The 18374-nt window shown below is 72.2% G+C and carries 17 protein-coding genes; 12 read left to right on the plus strand and 5 right to left on the minus strand.

Annotation, left to right across the window (positions count from 1 at the left end; all coding sequences use genetic code 11):
* Window positions 1–190 precede the first annotated feature (190 nt).
* Window positions 191–1189 carry a DeoR/GlpR family DNA-binding transcription regulator gene (locus tag ACIQ1J_RS25195; RefSeq protein WP_403560242.1) on the minus strand — a complete coding sequence of 333 codons (999 nt, stop codon included), beginning with the start codon at window positions 1187–1189 and terminating at the stop codon, window positions 191–193.
* Window positions 1190–1368: 179 nt separating this feature from the next.
* Window positions 1369–2817 carry an NAD(P)H-quinone dehydrogenase gene (locus ACIQ1J_RS25200; protein ID WP_210957758.1) on the minus strand — a complete coding sequence of 483 codons (1449 nt, stop codon included), beginning with the start codon at window positions 2815–2817 and terminating at the stop codon, window positions 1369–1371.
* Window positions 2818–2903: 86 nt separating this feature from the next.
* On the opposite strand from ACIQ1J_RS25200, the gene ACIQ1J_RS25205 reads away from it, so the two are divergent.
* The 4 genes from ACIQ1J_RS25205 (at window position 2904) to ACIQ1J_RS25220 (ending at window position 7885) form a co-directional block, all read left to right on the plus strand.
* Window positions 2904–3341, plus strand: coding sequence for a gamma-glutamylcyclotransferase (locus tag ACIQ1J_RS25205; RefSeq protein ID WP_210957759.1), 438 nt, complete (start codon window positions 2904–2906; stop codon window positions 3339–3341).
* 97 nt (window positions 3342–3438) lie between these two features.
* Window positions 3439–4275 (plus strand): purine-nucleoside phosphorylase, encoded by an 837-nt coding sequence (locus tag ACIQ1J_RS25210; protein ID WP_210957760.1) that lies wholly within the window; start codon window positions 3439–3441, stop codon window positions 4273–4275.
* 411 nt (window positions 4276–4686) lie between these two features.
* Window positions 4687–6360, plus strand: a complete 1674-nt coding sequence (locus ACIQ1J_RS25215; protein WP_403560245.1) for a phospho-sugar mutase — start codon at window positions 4687–4689, stop codon at window positions 6358–6360.
* Between the two features lie 295 nt (window positions 6361–6655).
* Entirely contained in the window at window positions 6656–7885 is a 1230-nt protein-coding gene (locus ACIQ1J_RS25220; protein WP_403560247.1) for a hypothetical protein, read from the plus strand.
* A 170-nt stretch (window positions 7886–8055) separates the two neighbouring features.
* On the opposite strand, the gene ACIQ1J_RS25225 is transcribed toward ACIQ1J_RS25220, so the two are convergent.
* The gene (locus ACIQ1J_RS25225) at window positions 8056–8757 is read right to left on the minus strand and encodes a PH domain-containing protein (RefSeq protein WP_403560249.1); all 702 of its coding nucleotides are present in this window, start codon (window positions 8755–8757) and stop codon (window positions 8056–8058) included.
* Between the two features lie 113 nt (window positions 8758–8870).
* Here ACIQ1J_RS25225 and deoC point away from each other — a divergent pair, with 113 nt between their 5' ends.
* Genes deoC through ACIQ1J_RS25240 form a run of 3 tightly spaced genes read left to right on the plus strand, consistent with a single transcriptional unit; the run spans window position 8871 to window position 12170 of the window.
* On the plus strand, window positions 8871–9836 hold the full coding sequence (gene deoC, locus ACIQ1J_RS25230) for a deoxyribose-phosphate aldolase (RefSeq protein ID WP_403560251.1): 966 nt from the start codon (window positions 8871–8873) through the stop codon (window positions 9834–9836).
* A gap of 5 nt (window positions 9837–9841) precedes the next feature.
* Window positions 9842–11284: an aldehyde dehydrogenase family protein gene (locus ACIQ1J_RS25235; protein ID WP_403560253.1), complete on the plus strand. Its 1443-nt coding sequence runs from the start codon at window positions 9842–9844 to the stop codon at window positions 11282–11284.
* Window positions 11277–12170: an aldehyde dehydrogenase family protein gene (locus ACIQ1J_RS25240; protein WP_403560255.1), complete on the plus strand. Its 894-nt coding sequence runs from the start codon at window positions 11277–11279 to the stop codon at window positions 12168–12170. The genes ACIQ1J_RS25235 and ACIQ1J_RS25240 overlap by 8 nt, the downstream gene beginning before the upstream one ends.
* Window positions 12171–12309: 139 nt before the next feature.
* On the opposite strand, the gene ACIQ1J_RS25245 is transcribed toward ACIQ1J_RS25240, so the two are convergent.
* The gene (locus ACIQ1J_RS25245; RefSeq protein ID WP_403560257.1) at window positions 12310–12714 is read right to left on the minus strand and encodes a hypothetical protein; all 405 of its coding nucleotides are present in this window, start codon (window positions 12712–12714) and stop codon (window positions 12310–12312) included.
* Window positions 12715–12906: 192 nt separating this feature from the next.
* Between ACIQ1J_RS25245 and ACIQ1J_RS25250 the strand changes: the two genes are divergently transcribed.
* Window positions 12907–13509, plus strand: coding sequence for a uridine kinase (locus tag ACIQ1J_RS25250; RefSeq protein ID WP_403560658.1), 603 nt, complete (start codon window positions 12907–12909; stop codon window positions 13507–13509).
* A 202-nt stretch (window positions 13510–13711) separates the two neighbouring features.
* Here the strand turns inward: ACIQ1J_RS25250 and ACIQ1J_RS25255 are convergent, their stop codons facing one another.
* On the minus strand, window positions 13712–14470 hold the full coding sequence (locus tag ACIQ1J_RS25255; protein ID WP_403560259.1) for a SigE family RNA polymerase sigma factor: 759 nt from the start codon (window positions 14468–14470) through the stop codon (window positions 13712–13714).
* A 263-nt stretch (window positions 14471–14733) separates the two neighbouring features.
* Between ACIQ1J_RS25255 and afsQ1 the strand changes: the two genes are divergently transcribed.
* From afsQ1 to ACIQ1J_RS25275, 4 genes are all read left to right on the plus strand, one after another.
* Window positions 14734–15411: a two-component system response regulator AfsQ1 gene (afsQ1, locus tag ACIQ1J_RS25260; protein WP_055418182.1), complete on the plus strand. Its 678-nt coding sequence runs from the start codon at window positions 14734–14736 to the stop codon at window positions 15409–15411.
* On the plus strand, window positions 15408–17009 hold the full coding sequence (locus ACIQ1J_RS25265) for an ATP-binding protein (RefSeq protein ID WP_403560262.1): 1602 nt from the start codon (window positions 15408–15410) through the stop codon (window positions 17007–17009). The genes afsQ1 and ACIQ1J_RS25265 overlap by 4 nt, the downstream gene beginning before the upstream one ends.
* Window positions 17009–17617: a hypothetical protein gene (locus ACIQ1J_RS25270; RefSeq protein ID WP_403560264.1), complete on the plus strand. Its 609-nt coding sequence runs from the start codon at window positions 17009–17011 to the stop codon at window positions 17615–17617. Before ACIQ1J_RS25265 ends, ACIQ1J_RS25270 begins: the two co-directional genes overlap by 1 nt.
* 125 nt (window positions 17618–17742) lie before the next feature.
* Window positions 17743–18294: a VanZ family protein gene (locus ACIQ1J_RS25275; RefSeq protein ID WP_403560266.1), complete on the plus strand. Its 552-nt coding sequence runs from the start codon at window positions 17743–17745 to the stop codon at window positions 18292–18294.
* Window positions 18295–18374: the final 80 nt, after the last annotated feature.

Genomic DNA, 18374 nt, shown 5'->3' on the forward strand with positions numbered 1-18374 from the left:
TCAACGCCCACAAATCCGGCACCATCAAGGGCCTCGGCGCCGCAGTCGGCGCCTCCGTCACCTCCGGCGCCCCCATCTGCGAAATCAAGGACTGAGCGAGCGCACGCGACGTCCGGGGCGCCCGGTGGACCGCAACGGTCCGCCGGGCGCCCCGCCGTTGCTGCGGGGACGCGACGGACCGTCCGGTGGCTCAGCGTCGGCGCAGATCCGCGACGCGCGCCCGTTCCGCCCCGGCGTTCTGCTCACCCAGGGCCGCGGCCGAGCGCAGGCCCGCCGCCGCGCCCGGGACCTGACGACGCGGCCCCGGAAGCGGCACGTCCCGGCGCTGCTGACGCGTCGTGACGGCATCGTTTCCGGAGGCCCCCGAAGCTCCCGGTCCCCCTGGGCCGGTCGTCTTCGCACCCCCCGACGCGCCGGTCACGGCGATCTGCACGCCCTGGTCGGCCAGGGCCTGGAGCTCGGTGGCGGCCCGGTCGTCGTGGGCGGGCGGCTCGTCCGTGATCAGGCGGGTGATGACGTCCGTGGGCACGGTCTGGAACATGGTGTCCGTGCCCAGCTTGGAGTGGTCGGCGAGGACCACGACCTCGGCGGCCGCCTGCACCAGAGCACGGTCGACGGACGCCGACAGCATGTTGGACGTGGACAGGCCCCGCTCGGCCGTCAGCCCGCTCCCGGACAGGAACGCCTTGGAGACCCGCAACCCTTGCAGGGACTGCTCGGCACCCGACCCGACGAGGGCGTAGTTGGACCCCCGGAGGGTGCCACCGGTCATCACGACCTCGACCCGGTTGGCATGGGCGAGGGCCTGAGCAACCAGCAGCGAGTTGGTGACGACGGTCAGCCCGGGCACCCGCGCGAGCCGGCGTGCCAGCTCCTGCGTCGTGGTACCCGCCCCCACCACGATGGCCTCGCCTTCTTCGACGAAGCCCGCGGCGAGGTCGGCGATGGCCGTCTTCTCGGCGGTCGCGAGATGGGACTTCTGCGGGAAGCCGGACTCTCGCGTGAACCCACCCGGCAATACCGCACCGCCGTGCCGGCGGTCGAGGAGTCCTTCTGCCTCCAGTGCGCGCACGTCCCGCCGTACGGTCACTTCGGAGGTCTGGACGACGCGGGCGAGCTCACGGAGCGACACGGCCCCGTTCGCTCGCACCATTTCGAGGATCAATTGGCGACGTTCTGCAGCGAACACGAAACTGACAGTAACCCCAACGACCGTCTGCTTTCAGCAGTATGCGCCGAATAACAGAAGTTGTTCGCACGCCGGAGCCGGGAGTGGTATACGGGCCTACCCGGGCCGCCTATGCCGCCCGCAAGCTCCGCAACTCCCTGTGACCAGCGGGGAGTCGATTCCAGCCGCGGTCTCAGGCCCTAGCCCTCTCCGCCGGCCTTCCGCGTGTGCAGCTGCCGCGCCACCTCCGCGATCGACCCCGAAAGGGAGGGGTACACGGTGAAGGCGTTCGCGATCTGTTCGACCGTCAGATTGTTGTCGACCGCGATCGAGATGGGATGGATGAGCTCGGAGGCACGCGGCGCCACGACCACACCACCCACGACGATCTCGGTACCCGGCCGACAGAAGATCTTGACGAACCCGTCCCGGATGCCCTGCATCTTGGCGCGCGGGTTCCGCAGCAACGGCAGCTTCACCACGCGGGCGTCGATCTTGCCGGCGTCGACGTCGGCCTGTGAGTACCCGACGGTGGCGATCTCGGGGTCGGTGAAGACGTTGGACGAGACGGTCTTCAGGTTCAGCGGGGTGACCGCGTCGCCGAGGAAGTGGTACATGGCGATGCGCCCCTGCATGGCGGCGACCGAGGCGAGCGCGAAGATGCCGGTCACGTCGCCGGCGGCGTACACGCCGGGGGCGGAGGTCCGCGAGACCCGGTCGGTCCGGATGTGCCCGGAGTCCTTGAGCTTGACCCCGGCCTCCTCCAGCCCCATCCCGTCGGTGTTGGGAATGGCGCCCACGGCCACCAGGCAGTGCGAACCGGTGATGACGCGCCCGTCGGCGAGCGTCACCTCCACGCGGTCCCCGACGCGCTTGGCGGACTGGGCCCGGGACCGCGACATGACGTTCATGCCGCGGCGCCGGAAGACGTCCTCCAGCACGGCGGCGGCGTCCGGGTCCTCGCCGGGCAGCACCCGGTCCCGCGACGACACGAGCGTGACCCGCGACCCCAGCGCCTGGTAGGCACCGGCGAACTCGGCACCGGTCACACCCGACCCGACCACGATGAGCTCCTCGGGCAGCTCGTCGAGGTCGTACACCTGGGTCCAGTTCAGGATGCGCTCGCCGTCGGGCCGCGCGTCCGGGAGCTCCCTCGGATGCCCACCGGTCGCGATCAGCACCGCGTCGGCGGTGAGCGTCTCCTCGCTTCCGTCGGCGGCGCGCACCACGACCTTCCGCGACCCGTCGAGCGCCTGCATGCCCTCCAGCCGACCGCGCCCGCGCACGACCCGCGCACCGGCCCGCGTCACGGAGGCGGTGATGTCGTGCGACTGGGCGAGGGCCAGCCGCTTCACGCGCCGGTTGACCTTGCCCAGATCCACGCCGACCACCCGGGCGGCCTGCTCCATGGGAGGGGTGTCGTCGGCGACGATGATCCCCAGTTCCTCGTACGACGAATCGAAGGTGGTCATCACCTCGGCCGTGGCGATGAGGGTCTTGGACGGCACGCAGTCGGTCAGCACCGATGCCCCGCCCAGACCGTCGCAGTCGACGACGGTCACCTCCGCGCCGAGCTGCGCGGCAACCAGCGCCGCTTCGTATCCGCCGGGTCCGCCGCCAATGATCACGATCCGAGTCACGTACTCCATTGTCCCGCACCCTTCAATGTGGGGCCGCCCGGGGGCACGTCTGTTACAAGAGCGACTCCCGGGAGCCCTGCCGTACCCTCTCCCCCATGTCGCTCTACGCCGCTTACGCCGGCAACCTCGACGCGCGGTTGATGACCCGCCGCGCCCCGCACTCGCCGCTGCGCGCCACGGGCTGGCTGAACGGGTGGCGGCTGACCTTCGGGGGCGAGCACATGGGCTGGGAGGGCGCACTCGCGACCCTCGTCGAGGACCCGATCTGCCAGGTCTTCGTGGCCCTCTACGACATCGCGCCGATGGACGAGGACTCGATGGACCGCTGGGAGGGCGTGGGTCTGGACATATACCGCCGCACCCGCGTCCGCGTCCACACCCTGGAGGGCGAGGAGAACGCCTGGACGTACGTCCTGAACGCCTACGAGGGCGGCCTGCCCTCCGCCCGCTACCTGGGCGAGGTGGCGGACGCCGCGGAATCGGCCGGCGCGCCGCACGACTACGTCATGGAGCTCCGCAAGCGCCCCTGCTGAGTCACAGGCCCCTCGTCAGAACCAACAGAACAACAATCGCAATCCCGTGAGCTCTGTCATCTACGCGCGTAGGCGTAAACCGGCTACCCTCTTCGGCGTGAACGCATCTCTTCTTCCGGACGACATCCAGGGCGCCTCCCGAGTAGACCCGAGGGCCGCCGCCGACGCCGCCGCGGCCCGCCTGCGCGAACTCACCGGCGCCGAGACCCACGACGTCGCCCTCGTGATGGGCTCCGGCTGGGCACCGGCCGTGGACGCCCTGGGCGCTCCCGAGGCCGATCTCCAGGTCACCGACCTGCCGGGCTTCCCCAAGCCCGCAGTGGAGGGCCACGGCGGCAAGATCCGCTCGTACTCCATCGGCGACAAGCGAGCGCTGGTCTTCCTGGGCCGCACCCACTACTACGAGGGCCACGGCGTGGCCGCCGTCTCCCACGGCGTCCGCACGGCCGTCGCCGCCGGCGCCAAGACGATCATCCTGACCAACGGCTGCGGCGGCCTGCGCGAGGGCATGCGCCCCGGCCAGCCGGTCCTGATCAGCGACCACATCAACCTCACCGCCACCTCCCCCATCGTCGGCGCCAACTTCGTCGACCTCACCGACCTCTACTCCCCCCGCCTGCGCGCCCTGTGCAAGGAGGTCGACCCCACGCTGGAGGAGGGCGTCTACGCCCAGTTCCCCGGCCCGCACTACGAGACGCCGGCCGAGATCCGCATGGCCCGCGTCATCGGGGCCGACCTGGTGGGCATGTCGACGGTCCTGGAGGCGATCGCCGCCCGCGAGGCCGGCGCGGAGGTCCTGGGCATCTCCCTGGTGACCAACCTCGCGGCGGGCATGACGGGCGAGCCCCTCAACCACGAGGAGGTCCTCCAGGCGGGCCGCGACTCCGCCACGCGGATGGGTTCGCTGCTGACGCAGGTGCTCGGGCGGCTGTAGCCCGGACGGGCGCGTACGGTGGGGCGGCGGCTCGCCCGGCACCCGGCGCGTGTGCGGGCGCGGGGTGGGTGACGCAGCCCGGCGCTACGGGGTGCCGCCGCGCCCAACCGTGCCGCCCCAGCCGCACGACTGCCCGCAGCAGCGGGGCGGGCGGGGGAAGACCGGTAGCCGCGTACGGCGAGAAGGGGACGTGTCGGGAGGTGTCCGCCCGCAGCGGTTGACGCGTCGACGCCGGCACTTCTGCGGTCGACCGATTCCGCGCCGTTCCGAGGACGGACCCCCCGGCGCGGCCCCGACCCACCACACCACCGCACGCGCCACCCGCACCCTCACCCGCCCCCCACAGGCCGCCGCAGGCACCGCACTCCGCACCCCGCACAGACCACGACCACATACGAGAGGCTGACCGACGTGCACGACGACCTCCTCGCACGGGCCACGGCATGGCTGGCCGAGGACCCCGACGCGGACACCCGCGCGGAACTCGCCAAGCTCATCGACGCCGAGGACCACGCCGAGCTCACCGCACGTTTCTCCGGCACCCTCCAGTTCGGCACCGCGGGCCTGCGGGGCGAACTCGGCGCCGGCCCGATGCGCATGAACCGCTCGGTCGTCATCCGAGCCGCCGCCGGCCTCGCCGCGTACCTCAAGAGGCAGGGAACCCCCCACGGGGACGGCACAGCCGGCCTGGTCGTCATCGGCTACGACGCCCGCCACAAGTCGCGGGACTTCGCCCGGGACACCGCCGCGGTGATGACCGGCGCCGGTCTCAGGGCGGCCGTCCTCCCCCGCCCCCTCCCCACCCCCGTCCTCGCCTTCGCCATACGGCACCTCGGCGCCGTCGCCGGCGTGGAGGTCACCGCCAGCCACAACCCGCCCCGCGACAACGGCTACAAGGTCTACCTCGGCGACGGCTCCCAGATCGTGCCCCCCGCCGACGCCGAGATCGCCGCGGAGATCGACGCCGTACGCTCCCTGGACGACGTCCCCCGCCCGGAGACCGGCTGGCAGACCCTCGACGACTCCGTCCTCGACGCCTACCTCGCCCGCACGGACGCCGTTCTCTCCCCGGACTCCCCCCGCACCGCCCGGACCGTCTACACCGCGATGCACGGCGTGGGCAAGGACACCCTCCTCGCAGCCTTCGCCCGCGCCGGCTTCCCGGCGCCCGTCCTCGTCGCCGAGCAGGCCGAGCCCGACCCGGACTTCCCCACCGTCGCCTTCCCCAACCCGGAAGAGCCCGGCGCGATGGACCTCGCCTTCGCGAAGGCCCGCGAGACCGACCCCGACCTGATCATCGCCAACGACCCGGACGCCGACCGCTGCGCCGTGGCGGTCCACGACGGCACCGACTGGCGCATGCTCCGCGGCGACGAGGTCGGTGCCCTCCTCGCCGCCCACCTGGTCACCCGCGGAGCGCACGGCACGTTCGCGGAGTCCATCGTCTCCTCCTCCCTCCTCGGCCGCATCGCCGAGAAGGCGAACCTCCCGTACGAGGAGACGCTGACCGGTTTCAAGTGGATCGCCCGCGTCGAGGGCCTGCGCTACGGCTACGAGGAGGCCCTCGGCTACTGCGTGGACCCCGAGGGCGTACGCGACAAGGACGGCATCACCGCGGCCCTCCTGATCACGGAACTCGCCTCCACCCTCAAGGCGTCCACATCCGGCAGCGGTTCCGCCGCGGGCGGCCGCACCCTCCTCGACCTCCTCGACGACCTCGCCGTGGAGCACGGCCTGCACGCCACCGACCAGCTCTCGGTCCGTGTCGAGGACCTCTCCGTCATCGACGCCGCGATGCACCGCCTGCGCGAACAGCCTCCGACCCGCCTCGCGGACCTCGCCGTCACGAAGGCCGAGGACCTCACCCGGGGCACGGACACGCTGCCGCCCACCGACGGTCTGCGCTACACCCTCGACGGCGCCCGGGTGATCGTCCGCCCGAGCGGTACGGAGCCCAAGCTGAAGTGCTACCTGGAAGTGGTCGTCCCGGTCACGGAACACGCCGCCCTCCCCGAGGCCCGCGCGAAGGCCACGGACCTGCTGACGGCACTCAAGCGGGACCTGTCGACGGCAGCGGGCATCTGACCCCGAGCCCGGACAACCGAACACCCGAAGATCGGAAAACCCGAAGATCCAAAGACCCGAACAGCCGAAGACCCGAACGGGACGAAGCCCCGAAGGCCCGATCGGCGCCGAAGACCCGAACCCCGATGGGGTGCCCCCACCCGGGGGCACCCCATCGGGTGATTTCCCCCCGCCCGTTGACCCGCCGTCCCCTCCCGAAGCCGCCCCCCGGGCAACGGTGGACCGGAAAACGCACCGCCGGTACACGCACACGCCGCCGGTACGCGCACCGCCGAGCCACCAGGGAGCCGCCGCCGTGTCCTCGACCGCCCCCAAGACCGCCCCCAGCGGACACATCCCCGGCACCCGGCGCCCGCGGCCCCCCGCGACCGCCACGCCACCCCAGCGGGGCAAGGCCCGCACCCACGCCCAACGCGTCCTGCGCGCCGCACGCCACGCCGCCCCCGCACTCGGCGCCTACCTCGCCGTACGTTTCACGGGCCTGCTCGTGCTCGTGATCTGGGCCCCCCGCCGGCACCAGGACCTCTGGGTGAACCTCGCCGCGCAGTGGGACTCCGACTGGTATCTCGCGATCGCCGACCACGGCTACGACGACGAACTGGGCACCGCCCACAACTCCAACAACCTGGCGTTCTTCCCGCTCTACCCGGTCCTGGTGAAGGCGGTGGCGGTACTCACCCCGGGCACGCGCGCGTCCACGGGCCTCGGCCTCGCGGTCGTCGCCTCGCTCATCGCGGCGTGGGGCATCTTCGCGGTGGGCGACCACCTGCACGGCCGCCGCGCCGGCGTGCTCCTCACCACGCTGTGGGCGGCGTTCCCGGTCGGCGCGGTGCAGTGGATGGGCTACACGGAGTCGCTGTTCACGGCGTGCGCGGCATGGTCGCTGTACGCGGTGCTCACGGGTCGCTGGCTGTACGCGGCGGCCTTCGCCACGCTCGCCGGCCTGACCCGCCCGACCGGCATCGCGGTGGCGGCGGCGGTCACCCTGACGGCGCTACTGCATCTCGTCCGCCACCGCGCCCTCGTCCCGCGCGTCCTCGCGGCCGCGCTCCTCGCGCCGTTCGGCTGGTGCGCGTACCTCGGCTGGGTGGGTCTGCGCCTGGGCCGCTGGGACGGCTACTTCGCCGTACAGCGGCTCTGGCACAACGAGCTGGACGGCGGCCTGCGGACGCTGCACCAGATCCGGTGGCTGCTGTGGCGCGACCCGACACCACAGCTGTTCCTGGTGATGGTGACACTCACGCTGATCGCGTCGGTGGTCCTCTTCGGCCTGTCGGTGTGGGACCGCCAGCCCGTCGCTCTGCTGGTCTTCACGGGCGTCATGCTGGCGATCGTCCTGGGCAGTGGCGGCGTGTACTTCTCCCGGGCCCGCTTCCTGCTCCCGGCCTTCCCCCTGCTCCTGCCGCTGGCCCTGCACCTGTCCCACGCCTCCCGGCGCCGCCGCGCACTGGTGCTGACGGCGGCGGTACTGGGCTCCACGTACTGCGGGGCGTACATGCTCCTGGTCTGGCCGGCCGCACCCTGACGCACCCGGCGCCCGGACCGCCCGGCCCGGCACCCGGACCGGACCGTCAGCCCGTCGGTCCGTCAGCCTGTCGGCCCGTCGGTCCTTCGGTTCGCAAACCCGCCAACCCGTCAGTCCGTCAGTCCGTCAGTCCGTCAGTCCGCCAACCCGTCAGTCCGTCAGTCCGTCAGTCAGCCCGTCCCCAGCAGCACCGCGAGCAGCACCGCCCCGGCCGCCGCCGGCGCGACGACCTCGTACGCCCAGCGCACCGTCACCTCGCCCTGCGAGGTGTTGGCCGGCTTGCGTGCCTCCAGCGTCTCGCGCAGCTCGTCCATGACCTTGTCGGTCTCCGCCCGCACCGGCCCGTCCGCCGCCGTGGCGGCCCCGGCACCACCGGTACCGGCCCGAACACCGCCCCCGCCGAGGCCCCCGAGCACGCCACCGCGCCCCCGGCCGCCCCCGGAGGCCCGCCGCGTCTCCTGCCGGGCGGCCTTCTTGCGGCCGCGCAGCGAGACGGGGATGGACCACAGCTGGTACTTGTCGCCGGACTCCGTGAGGACCTCGTTGGAGTAACCGGACCGGAACGAGGCGACCTGTCCCCAGGGCAGCACGACCACGCGGAAGGGATTGCGCACCCGCAGCCGGTCGTCGTTCGCGAAGACGGCGGGCCGCACGGTGTACGCGGCGATGAGCGGCACCAGGAACAGCAGCGCGGCGAGAGCCATCCAGGGAGTACGGCCCTCGCCCGCGACCAGGGCGTCGATGCCGAGCCACAGGGCGAGCGCGAGCAGCAGAACGCCGCCGGCGAGGCCCGCGGGCGAGCGGTAGATCCGGTCCTTGGACACGGGTGCCGACGGCTGCGGCGATGGTGACTGGGGCTCCGGGGTCGTCATGGTGCCGATTGTGCCCGACGGCCCCGAAGACGCTCATGGGCGGTGCCGGTCCGCGGAATGAGCGCACGGGACTGTACAGCCGCTACGCGCGTAGATATGCTCGCCTGGTGACCATGCCCACCACTGCATCCGCTGTTCCCGCACACGGACTCGCCGACGTCACCGCGTCCGACAGCACGCTGCGCCGCTTCCTCCACGGGCTGCCCGGCGTCGACACGGTCGGCCTGGAGGCGCGCGCCGCCTCGCTCGGCACCCGTTCCATCAAGACCACCGCGAAGGCGTACGCCATCGACCTCGCCATCTCGATGGTCGACCTGACGACGCTGGAAGGCGCGGACACCCCGGGCAAGGTCCGGGCGCTCGGCGCGAAGGCGGTCCGCCCCGACCCGACGGACCGCACGGCCCCCGCCACGGCGGCCGTCTGCGTCTACCCCGACATGGTGCCCGCCGCCAAGGCGGCCGTCGCCGGCTCCGGCGTGCAGGTCGCCTCCGTCGCCACCGCGTTCCCGGCAGGCCGCGCCTCGCTCGCCGTGAAGCTGGCCGACGTGCGCGAGGCGGTGACGGCGGGCGCGGACGAGGTCGACATGGTCATCGACCGCGGCGCGTTCCTCGCGGGGAACTACATGAAGGTGTACGACGAGATCGTCGCCGTACGGGAGGCCTGCGGCACGTCCGCCCGGCTGAAGGTCATCTTCGAGACCGGCGAGCTGTCGACGTACGACAACATCCGCCGCGCGAGCTGGCTCGGCATGCTGGCGGGCGCCGACTTCATCAAGACGTCCACCGGCAAGGTCGCGGTGAACGCCACGCCCGCCAACACCCTCCTCATGCTGGAGGCGGTCCGCGACTTCCGCGCGCAGACCGGCGTCCAGGTCGGCGTGAAGCCGGCCGGCGGCATCCGTACCACCAAGGACGCGATCAAGTTCCTCGTCCTGGTCAACGAGACCGCGGGCGGGGACTGGCTGGACAACCACTGGTTCCGCTTCGGCGCCTCCTCGCTCCTGAACGACCTGCTGATGCAGCGTCAGAAGCTGGCCACGGGCCGCTACAGCGGCCCCGACTACGTGACGGTGGACTGATCACCATGGCATCTGCATCCGCATTCGAGTACGCCCCGGCGCCCGAGTCCCGTGCCGTCGTCGACATCGCCGCGTCCTACGGCCTCTTCATCGACGGCGAGTTCACCGAGGCCGCCGACGGCAAGGTCTTCAAGACGGTCTCCCCGTCGACCGAGGAGGTCCTCTCCGAGGTCGCCGAGGCGGGCGAGGCGGACGTCGACCGCGCCGTCGCGGCCGCCCGCAAGGCCTTCGAGAAGTGGTCGGCGCTCCCGGGCTCCGAGCGCGCGAAGTACCTCTTCCGCATCGCCCGCATCATCCAGGAACGCAGCCGCGAACTGGCCGTCCTCGAGACCCTCGACAACGGCAAGCCGATCAGGGAGACCCGCGACGCGGACCTCCCCCTGGTCGCCGCGCACTTCTTCTACTACGCGGGCTGGGCCGACAAGCTCGACCACGCGGGCTACGGCGCGAACCCCCGCCCCCTCGGCGTCGCGGGCCAGGTCATCCCCTGGAACTTCCCCCTCCTGATGCTGGCGTGGAAGATCGCCCCGGCGCTCGCGACCGGCAACACGGTCGTCCTCAAGCCCGCCGAGACGACCCCCCTGTCCGCCCTGTTCTTCGCGGACATCTGCCGTCAGGCGGGCCTGCCCAGGGGCGTCGTCAACATCATCACCGGCGACGGCCGCGCCGGCGCCGCGCTGGTCGCCCACCCCGGCGTGAACAAGGTCGCCTTCACCGGTTCCACGGCCGTCGGCAAGCAGATCGCGCGCACGGTCGCGGGCACCCGCAAGAAGCTGACGCTGGAACTCGGCGGCAAGGGCGCCAACATCGTCTTCGACGACGCGCCGATCGACCAGGCCGTCGAGGGCATCGTCAGCGGCATCTTCTTCAACCAGGGCCAGGTCTGCTGCGCGGGCTCCCGCCTGCTGGTCCAGGAGTCGATCCACGACGAGCTGCTGGACTCCCTCAAGCGCAGGCTCTCCACCCTGCGCCTGGGCGACCCGCTGGACAAGAACACCGACCTCGGCGCGATCAACTCCGCCGAGCAGCTGGCCCGGATCACCGCGCTGGCCGACCAGGGCGAGGCGGAGGGCGCCGAGCGCTGGTCCCCGGCCTGCGAACTGCCGTCGGCCGGTTACTGGTTCGCCCCGACGCTCTTCACGAACGTCACCCAGGCGCACACCGTCGCCCGGGACGAGATCTTCGGCCCGGTCCTGTCGGTACTGACCTTCCGTACGCCGGACGAGGCGGTCGCCAAGGCCAACAACACCCCGTACGGCCTCTCCGCGGGCATCTGGACGGAGAAGGGCTCGCGCATCCTGGCGGTCGCGAGCAAGCTCCGCGCGGGTGTGATCTGGTCCAACACGTTCAACAAGTTCGATCCGACCTCGCCGTTCGGCGGCTACAAGGAGTCGGGCTTCGGCCGCGAAGGCGGCCGCCACGGCCTGGAGGCGTACCTCGATGTCTGAGCGACTCAATGTGCTGAAGACCTACAAGCTGTACGTCGGCGGGAAGTTCCCGCGTTCCGAGAGCGGCCGGGTGTACGAGGTGACAGACGCGAAGGGCAAGTGGCTGGCGAACGCCCCGCTCTCCTCCCGCAAGGACGCCCGTGACGCGGTGGTCGCCGCGCGCAAGGCGTTCGGCGGCTGGTCCGGCGCGACGGCGTACAACCGCGGCCAGATCCTCTACCGGATCGCCGAGATGCTGGAGGGCCGCCGCGACCAGTACGTCGCTGAGGTCGCCGACGCCGAGGGCCTGTCGAAGGCCAAGGCGGGCCTCCAGGTGGACGCGGCGATCGACCGCTGGGTCTGGTACGCGGGCTGGACCGACAAGATCGCCCAGGTGGTCGGCGGCGGCAACCCGGTCGCGGGCCCCTTCTTCAACCTGTCCTCCCCCGAGCCGACGGGCGTGGTCGCCGTCCTCGCCCCGCAGGAGTCGTCCTTCCTGGGCCTGGTCTCGGTCGTCGCCCCGGTCATCGCCACCGGCAACACGGCGGTCGTGATCGCGAGCGCGAGGTCCCCTCTCCCGGCCCTCTCCCTCGGCGAGGTACTGGCCACGTCCGACCTCCCCGGCGGCGTGGTCAACATCCTGTCCGGCCGTACGGCGGAGATCGCGACCCCTCTCGCCTCGCACCAGGACGTCAACGCCATCGACCTCGCGGGCGCCGACGAGACGCTGGCGAAGGAGCTGGAGGCCGCGGCGGCGGACAACCTCAAGCGGGTCCTTCGTCCACAGCCTGTGGACGACGTGGACTGGTCGACGACTCCCGGCACCGACCGCATGACGGCGTTCCTGGAGACCAAGACGGTCTGGCACCCGACGGGCGCCCTGGGCGCGTCCGGCTCGTCGTACTGAGGCACCGGAGTCACGGGGTCACCGGAGGTCCTGGAGCCCCCGCCGCACCGAGTACACCCACGAGCGAGCCGCGTCCTCCCTCCGTCCGGGGAAGGCGCGGCTCTTCGCATGTCCCGTACGCCCGGGGCCGCGGACGGCGTCAGCGCAGCAGCCCCGTCACCTGCCCCGCCACCGGCACGCCGCCGAGGGACTGGGCCTGCGCGACCGGGCCGGTCAGCGCCGTCGAGGTGAGCGGCTGGAAGTCGGCGACCTTCGTGCCGACGCCGTTGTCCAGCGGGTCGACGCCGGTGCCGGCCAGCGGGTTGGGCTTGAGGTCGGCGACCGGGCCGGTCACGTAGCCGACCATGCCGGTCACGGCCTCGAGGCCGGCCTGCGGATCGATGTTGCCCATCGAGGTGGGCCGAGTGTGCGCCAGGCCGGCGATCTTCTCGCCGCCGTCCGCGGAGGCCGCCCCCGCTCCTGCTGCCAGGGCGGCTCCGGTGGTCGCGAGGGCGACCAGGGCGCGCTGTGCGTGCGGGGTGCGGGGGGACGCGTGTCGGGCCATCGCTGCTGCCACCTCTTGGTGTGGGTTGCTACGGACTACCGTGCTAACAGTACGGACCGTGATGAGGTCACCGCGTACGGTGACCCAGCTGTGACGCGTGCCGCAAAGTCGGCCCGCTGGGTCGTACGGCGGCCGTTCGATGCCTCAGACTGGTGTCCCGTGAGCTCCCATCCGCCCATACCGACGCGAGTCGTGCTGCTCTGCGGCCCTTCCGGCTCCGGCAAGTCCCTCCTCGCCGCCCGCTCCGGCCTTCCGGTGCTGCGGCTCGACGACTTCTACAAGGAGGGCACCGACCCGACGCTGCCGCTGGTGCCCCAGAGCTCCGACATCGACTGGGACCACCCCGGGTCGTGGGACGCGGACACGGCCGTCGCGGCCATCACGGAACTGTGCCGCACCGGCCGTACGCGCGTGCCCCGCTACGACCTCGGGCTCAGCGCCCGGACCGGCGAGGAGACGGTCGACATCGGGCGGACCCCGCTGTTCCTCGCGGAGGGCATCTTCGCCGCCGAGATCGTGGCGCGCTGCCGGGAACTGGGCGTTCTCGCCGACGCGCTGTGCCTGAGCCGGGGCCCGCTGACGACCTTCCGCCGCCGCTTCCTGCGGGATCTGCGGGAGGGCCGCAAGTCCGTGCCGTTCCTGATGCGCCGCGGCTGGCGGCTGATGCGGCGGGAGCGGTCGGTCATCGCCCGTCAGACGGCCCTGGGCGCCCACGCCTGCGACCGGGAAGAGGCGATGGGCCGCCTGGCCGCCGCGGCGGCGGGCCGGTGCGCCACGGCGCCTACGGCCGCGTAACGCGCGCACACAGAGAAGCGGGACTGGACGGACCCCCCGGCCCTCCGGTCCCGCTCTCCTTGTGCTCCCCCGTGTCCCCCGTGTCCCCCGTGCTCCCCCCGTTGTTCCCCCGTGGTGCTTCCCCGTGAGTAAGAGCCCGGCATCCTCCCCCTGATACACCCCGGCTCCTACTTTTTTTCGCGGGCCCCCGGCCCGCCGTCCTTCAGGCGACCAACTCGCCGAAGGCGTCCTCCCGGTCACGGCCGAAGCTGAGGACCTCGTCCTCGCGCAGCCGGCGGAGCGACCGCCAGATGCTGGACTTCACCGTGCCGACACTGATGTCGAGGATGTCCGCGATCTCCGGGTCCGTGCGGCCCTCGTAGTAGCGCAGGACCAGCATGGTGCGCTGGAGTTCGGGCAGCCGGGCCAGTGCCTGCCACAGGACCGTGCGCAGTTCGGTGCCGCGCATCGCGTCCGTGTCGCCGGCCGTCTCCGGCAGTTCCTCGGTCGGGTACTCGTTGAGCTTGCGGCGCCGCCAGGCGCTGATGTGCAGGTTGGTCATGGTGCGGCGGAGGTATCCGCCGACCGCCGCCTTGTCACTGATCCGCTCCCACGCCCGGTACGTCGAGAACAGCGCGCTCTGCAGCAGGTCCTCGGCCTCGAAGCGGTCGCCGGTGAGGTGGTAGGCGGTGGCGTACAGGGAGGCGCGGCGCTCCCGGACGTAGGCGGTGAACTCCGCCTCCGACAGTACGGCGCGCTCCCCCGAGCCCTCCCCGTACGCCGTTCCCCCCTGCACCGGCCCCCCGTGCGTCTCCCCCTGACGCGCGTCGACCACCGCGATGTAGGCGGTGTGCTGACGCCCGGTGCCGCGAGCGCACCCCCGCCCGCTCACCGCACCGGACTTCTCGGAACCCCGGTGTGTGTGCACGTCGTGCAGACGCGTGACCACTGCGCTGGTGCTGGTGCCCTTCAGCGTGTTCATCTCGCGCCCCCCGTCGTGGACTTCCGGTGCTCGGCCTGCTGTGTTGCGACGTGCCGTACTGCCTGTACCGCGACTCGCCGTGTTGCCTGTGACGAAAAGCTTGCCGCGGCGACTTCATGGCCGTGTCCGCCGACTGTCACAGAGCTGTCACAGGGGTCCGTCACGGTCGCACCACCGTTCCTTCACAGGGTCCGGCGGCGTGGCGGGGGCCCATCCGGACCCACGGGTCGAACCGCACCCCCTCCATGGGCCAGAATGAGCCCGTGCCTTCCCTGTTGCTGATCGAGGACGACGACGCCATCCGTACGGCCCTGGAGCTCTCCCTGACCCGCCAGGGCCACCGGGTGGCCACCGCTGCCAGCGGTGAGGACGGTCTGAAGCTGTTGCGCGAGCAGCGGCCGGACCTGATCGTGCTGGACGTGATGCTGCCCGGCATCGACGGTTTCGAGGTGTGCCGTCGTATTCGGCGCACCGACCAGCTGCCGATCATCCTGCTGACCGCGCGCAACGACGACATCGACGTGGTCGTCGGTCTCGAGTCGGGCGCCGACGACTACGTCGTCAAACCCGTCCAGGGCCGGGTGCTGGACGCCCGTATCCGGGCCGTGCTGCGGCGCGGGGAGCGGGAGTCGACCGACTCGGCGAGCTTCGGCGGCCTGGTCATCGACCGGTCGGCGATGACCGTGACGAAGAACGGCGAGGATCTCCAGCTCACGCCGACCGAGCTGCGGCTGCTGCTCGAGCTGAGCCGGCGGCCGGGGCAGGCGCTGTCCCGGCAGCAGCTGCTGCGGCTGGTGTGGGAGCACGACTACCTCGGTGACTCCCGGCTGGTGGACGCCTGCGTGCAGCGGCTGCGCGCCAAGGTCGAGGACGTGCCGTCGTCCCCGACCCTGATCCGTACCGTGCGGGGCGTCGGCTACCGGCTGGATCCGCCTCAGTGACACAGGAACACCCGGGGGGTTCACGCGGCTGGGTCGCGGCTCGCAAGGGAGTCTGGTCCTGGCTGCGCTTCACCAGCCTGCGCCTGCGGCTGGTCCTCGTCTTCGGTCTCGTCGCGCTCACCGCCGCCGTGTCCGCGTCCGGCATCGCCTACTGGCTGAACCGGGAGGCGGTACTCACCCGCGCCCAGGACGCGGTGCTGCGCGACTTCGAGCGGGAGATGCAGAACCGGGCCGGCGCGCTGCCCGAGCGCCCCACCCAGGACGAGTTGCAGCACACCGCCGGCCAGATGGCCAACAGCAGCCAGCGGTTCAGCGTGCTGCTGGTCGCCGAGAACGCCGCCGGGGAGACCGTGTACGGCGGTTCCGGCGGCCTGGGCGGCTTCGCGCTCTCCGACGTGCCCGAGTCGCTGCGCACCGCGGTGAACAGGGAGCAGGAGGTCACCCCGGCCAACAGGCACCCGTACCACCTGTACTGGCAGCGGACGACCGACGACGACACCCCCTACCTGGTGGCCGGCACGAAGGTGATCGGCGGCGGGGCCACCGGCTACATGCTCAAGTCGCTGGAACCGGAGGCCGAGGACCTGAACTCGCTCGCCTGGTCGCTGGGGATCGCCACCGCACTCGCCCTGCTCGGCTCCGCGCTGCTCGCGCAGGCGCTGGCGACGACCGTGCTGAAGCCGGTGCACCGGCTCGGGGTCGCGGCGCGGCGCCTCGGTGAGGGCCGGCTGGACACCCGGCTGCGGGTGTCAGGCACCGACGAACTGGCCGATCTGTCCCGGACGTTCAACAGCGCCGCCGAGGCGCTGGAGAAGCGGGTCGCGGACATGGCGGGCCGGGAGCAGGCCTCGCGGCGCTTCGTGGCGGACATGAGCCATGAGCTGCGCACGCCGCTCACGGCGATCACCGCCGTCACGGAGGTGCTGGAGGAGGAGCTGGAGTTCGAGGGCGGCGGCTTCGACCCGATGATCGAGCCCGCCGTGCGGCTGGTGGTCAGCGAGACGCGGCGGCTGAACGACCTGGTGGAGAACCTGATGGAGGTCACCCGCTTCGACGCGGGCACCGCCCGGCTGGTCCTGGACGACGTCGACGTCGCCGACCAGATCACCGCCTGCATCGACGCCCGCGCCTGGCTGGACGCGGTCGACCTGGACGCCGAGCGCGGCATCCACGCCCGTCTCGACCCGCGTCGCCTGGACGTGATCCTGGCCAACCTGATCGGCAACGCGCTCAAGCACGGCGGGTCGCCGGTGCGGGTGTCGGTCGCGCGGGCGGACGACGAGGTGGTCATCCGGGTGCGGGACCACGGACCCGGCATCCCCGAGGACGTCCTGCCGCACGTCTTCGACCGCTTCTACAAGGCGAGCGCCTCCCGGCCGCGCTCCGAGGGCAGCGGGCTCGGCCTGTCCATCGCCCTGGAGAACGCGCACATCCACGGCGGTGGGATCACCGCCGAGAACTCCCCCGAGGGCGGTGCGGTGTTCACACTGCGGCTGCCGCAGGACCCGCCGGCGGACGATGACGCCGAGGACGTCGGGGACGCCGGGGGTACGTCGGGTGACGGGAGCACGGGCAAGGACGCGAAGGGACAGGTCTGATGACCGTACGCCGCCTGTCGGCACTGCCCGGTCTGGCCGTGCTGGCCGTGCTGCTCGCCGGGTGCGGCATCCGGGCCACGGAGGTGCCCACGGACTACGGTCCCGCTCCCTCGCGGGTGCGCTGCTCGCTCGCCGAGCCGGACGTGTCGACGCAGGCCGCGCCCGGCGTGCCGGTGCAGGTCTTCCTGCTGTGCGGCTCGTCGCTGGTGGCCGTGGACCGGACGGTGCGGGTGCCGGACGGCGTGGACTCCGGGCGGCGGGTACTGGTGGCCCAGGGGCTGCTGAACGAGCTGGCGGCGCCGCCGTCGGCCGCTGAGAAGGAGGCCGGGTACACCACGGACGTACGCCGCGGCGTCACCGTGACCGGCCCGCGCCCCGGCGACCCGGAAGACGCGCTGCGGCTCGACATCGCCCCCGAGGACCTCACGTCGTACGCCCTCGCCCAGGTCGTCTGCACCCTGTCCGACTCGGCGGCGGGCGAGGGCGACGGCTCCGTCGTCCTGGCCGGCCCCGGCGACCGGTCCGCACGCCGCCTCGTCTGCACGGACGAGGTCCGCGCCCGGCCGGGCAGCAACGAACCGCCGGCGGGCGAGGTCACGGACGGCTGACGGCCCCGGCGACCGGCCGGGACGGGACGGGCGCGCAGGCAGCACCGTGGGCCGTGTGGCGCAAGCCTCACCCTTGCGGAGGAGGGGCCGGAACCGAGTGCGGCGGCGGCCGCGTCTAGGGATGCGTGCAGCGTCATGGGTTCCTCGGCGGCAGCGCCGCGCTCCGCATCCGTGTGACAGGAAGTGTCCTCCTGGTCGCACATCTCGCGTTCGTCGCCTGGTACACGCTGCGGCCACTGGACGTCCCCTGGGTGCTGCCTCCCAACCTGCACCCGCTCGACGGGGTCCGCGCCGACCTGGCGCTCGGCGGGCCCGCGGCGGCCCGGGCCATCGGCGGGTCGCTCGCCCTGCTGGCGCCGCTGGGCGTGCTGCTGCCGATGGCGGGCGGCCGGCTGACCGTCTCGCCGCTGTCCTCCCTGACGCGCACCATGGCGGCGGCGGCCCTGCTGTCACTGGGCATCGAACTGCTCCAGACCGGGGTGCCCGGTCAGGTCGTCGACGTCGACTCGCTGCTCCTCAACACGGCGGGCGTGGCCCTGGTTCACCTCACCCTCGTCCCCGCGGGCCGGGCCCGGCTCCGTCGCAGGTCCGAGCCGGGGTACCGGGAGGACGTCCCCCGGGACGAGCCCGCTCAGGGTCGGACCCCGACGATTCCCAGGGTCGGTATCGCCCCGTAGAGCGATGCTTTGTTCCGTTCGTCTCCGTAGCGTGGAAGGCAGATGAAGGGGAAGCCGATCGGCAGCCCCACCACACACTC

The organism is Streptomyces sp. NPDC097107 (assembly GCF_044762405.1).
Classification (GTDB): Bacteria; Actinomycetota; Actinomycetes; order Streptomycetales; family Streptomycetaceae; genus Streptomyces; species Streptomyces thinghirensis.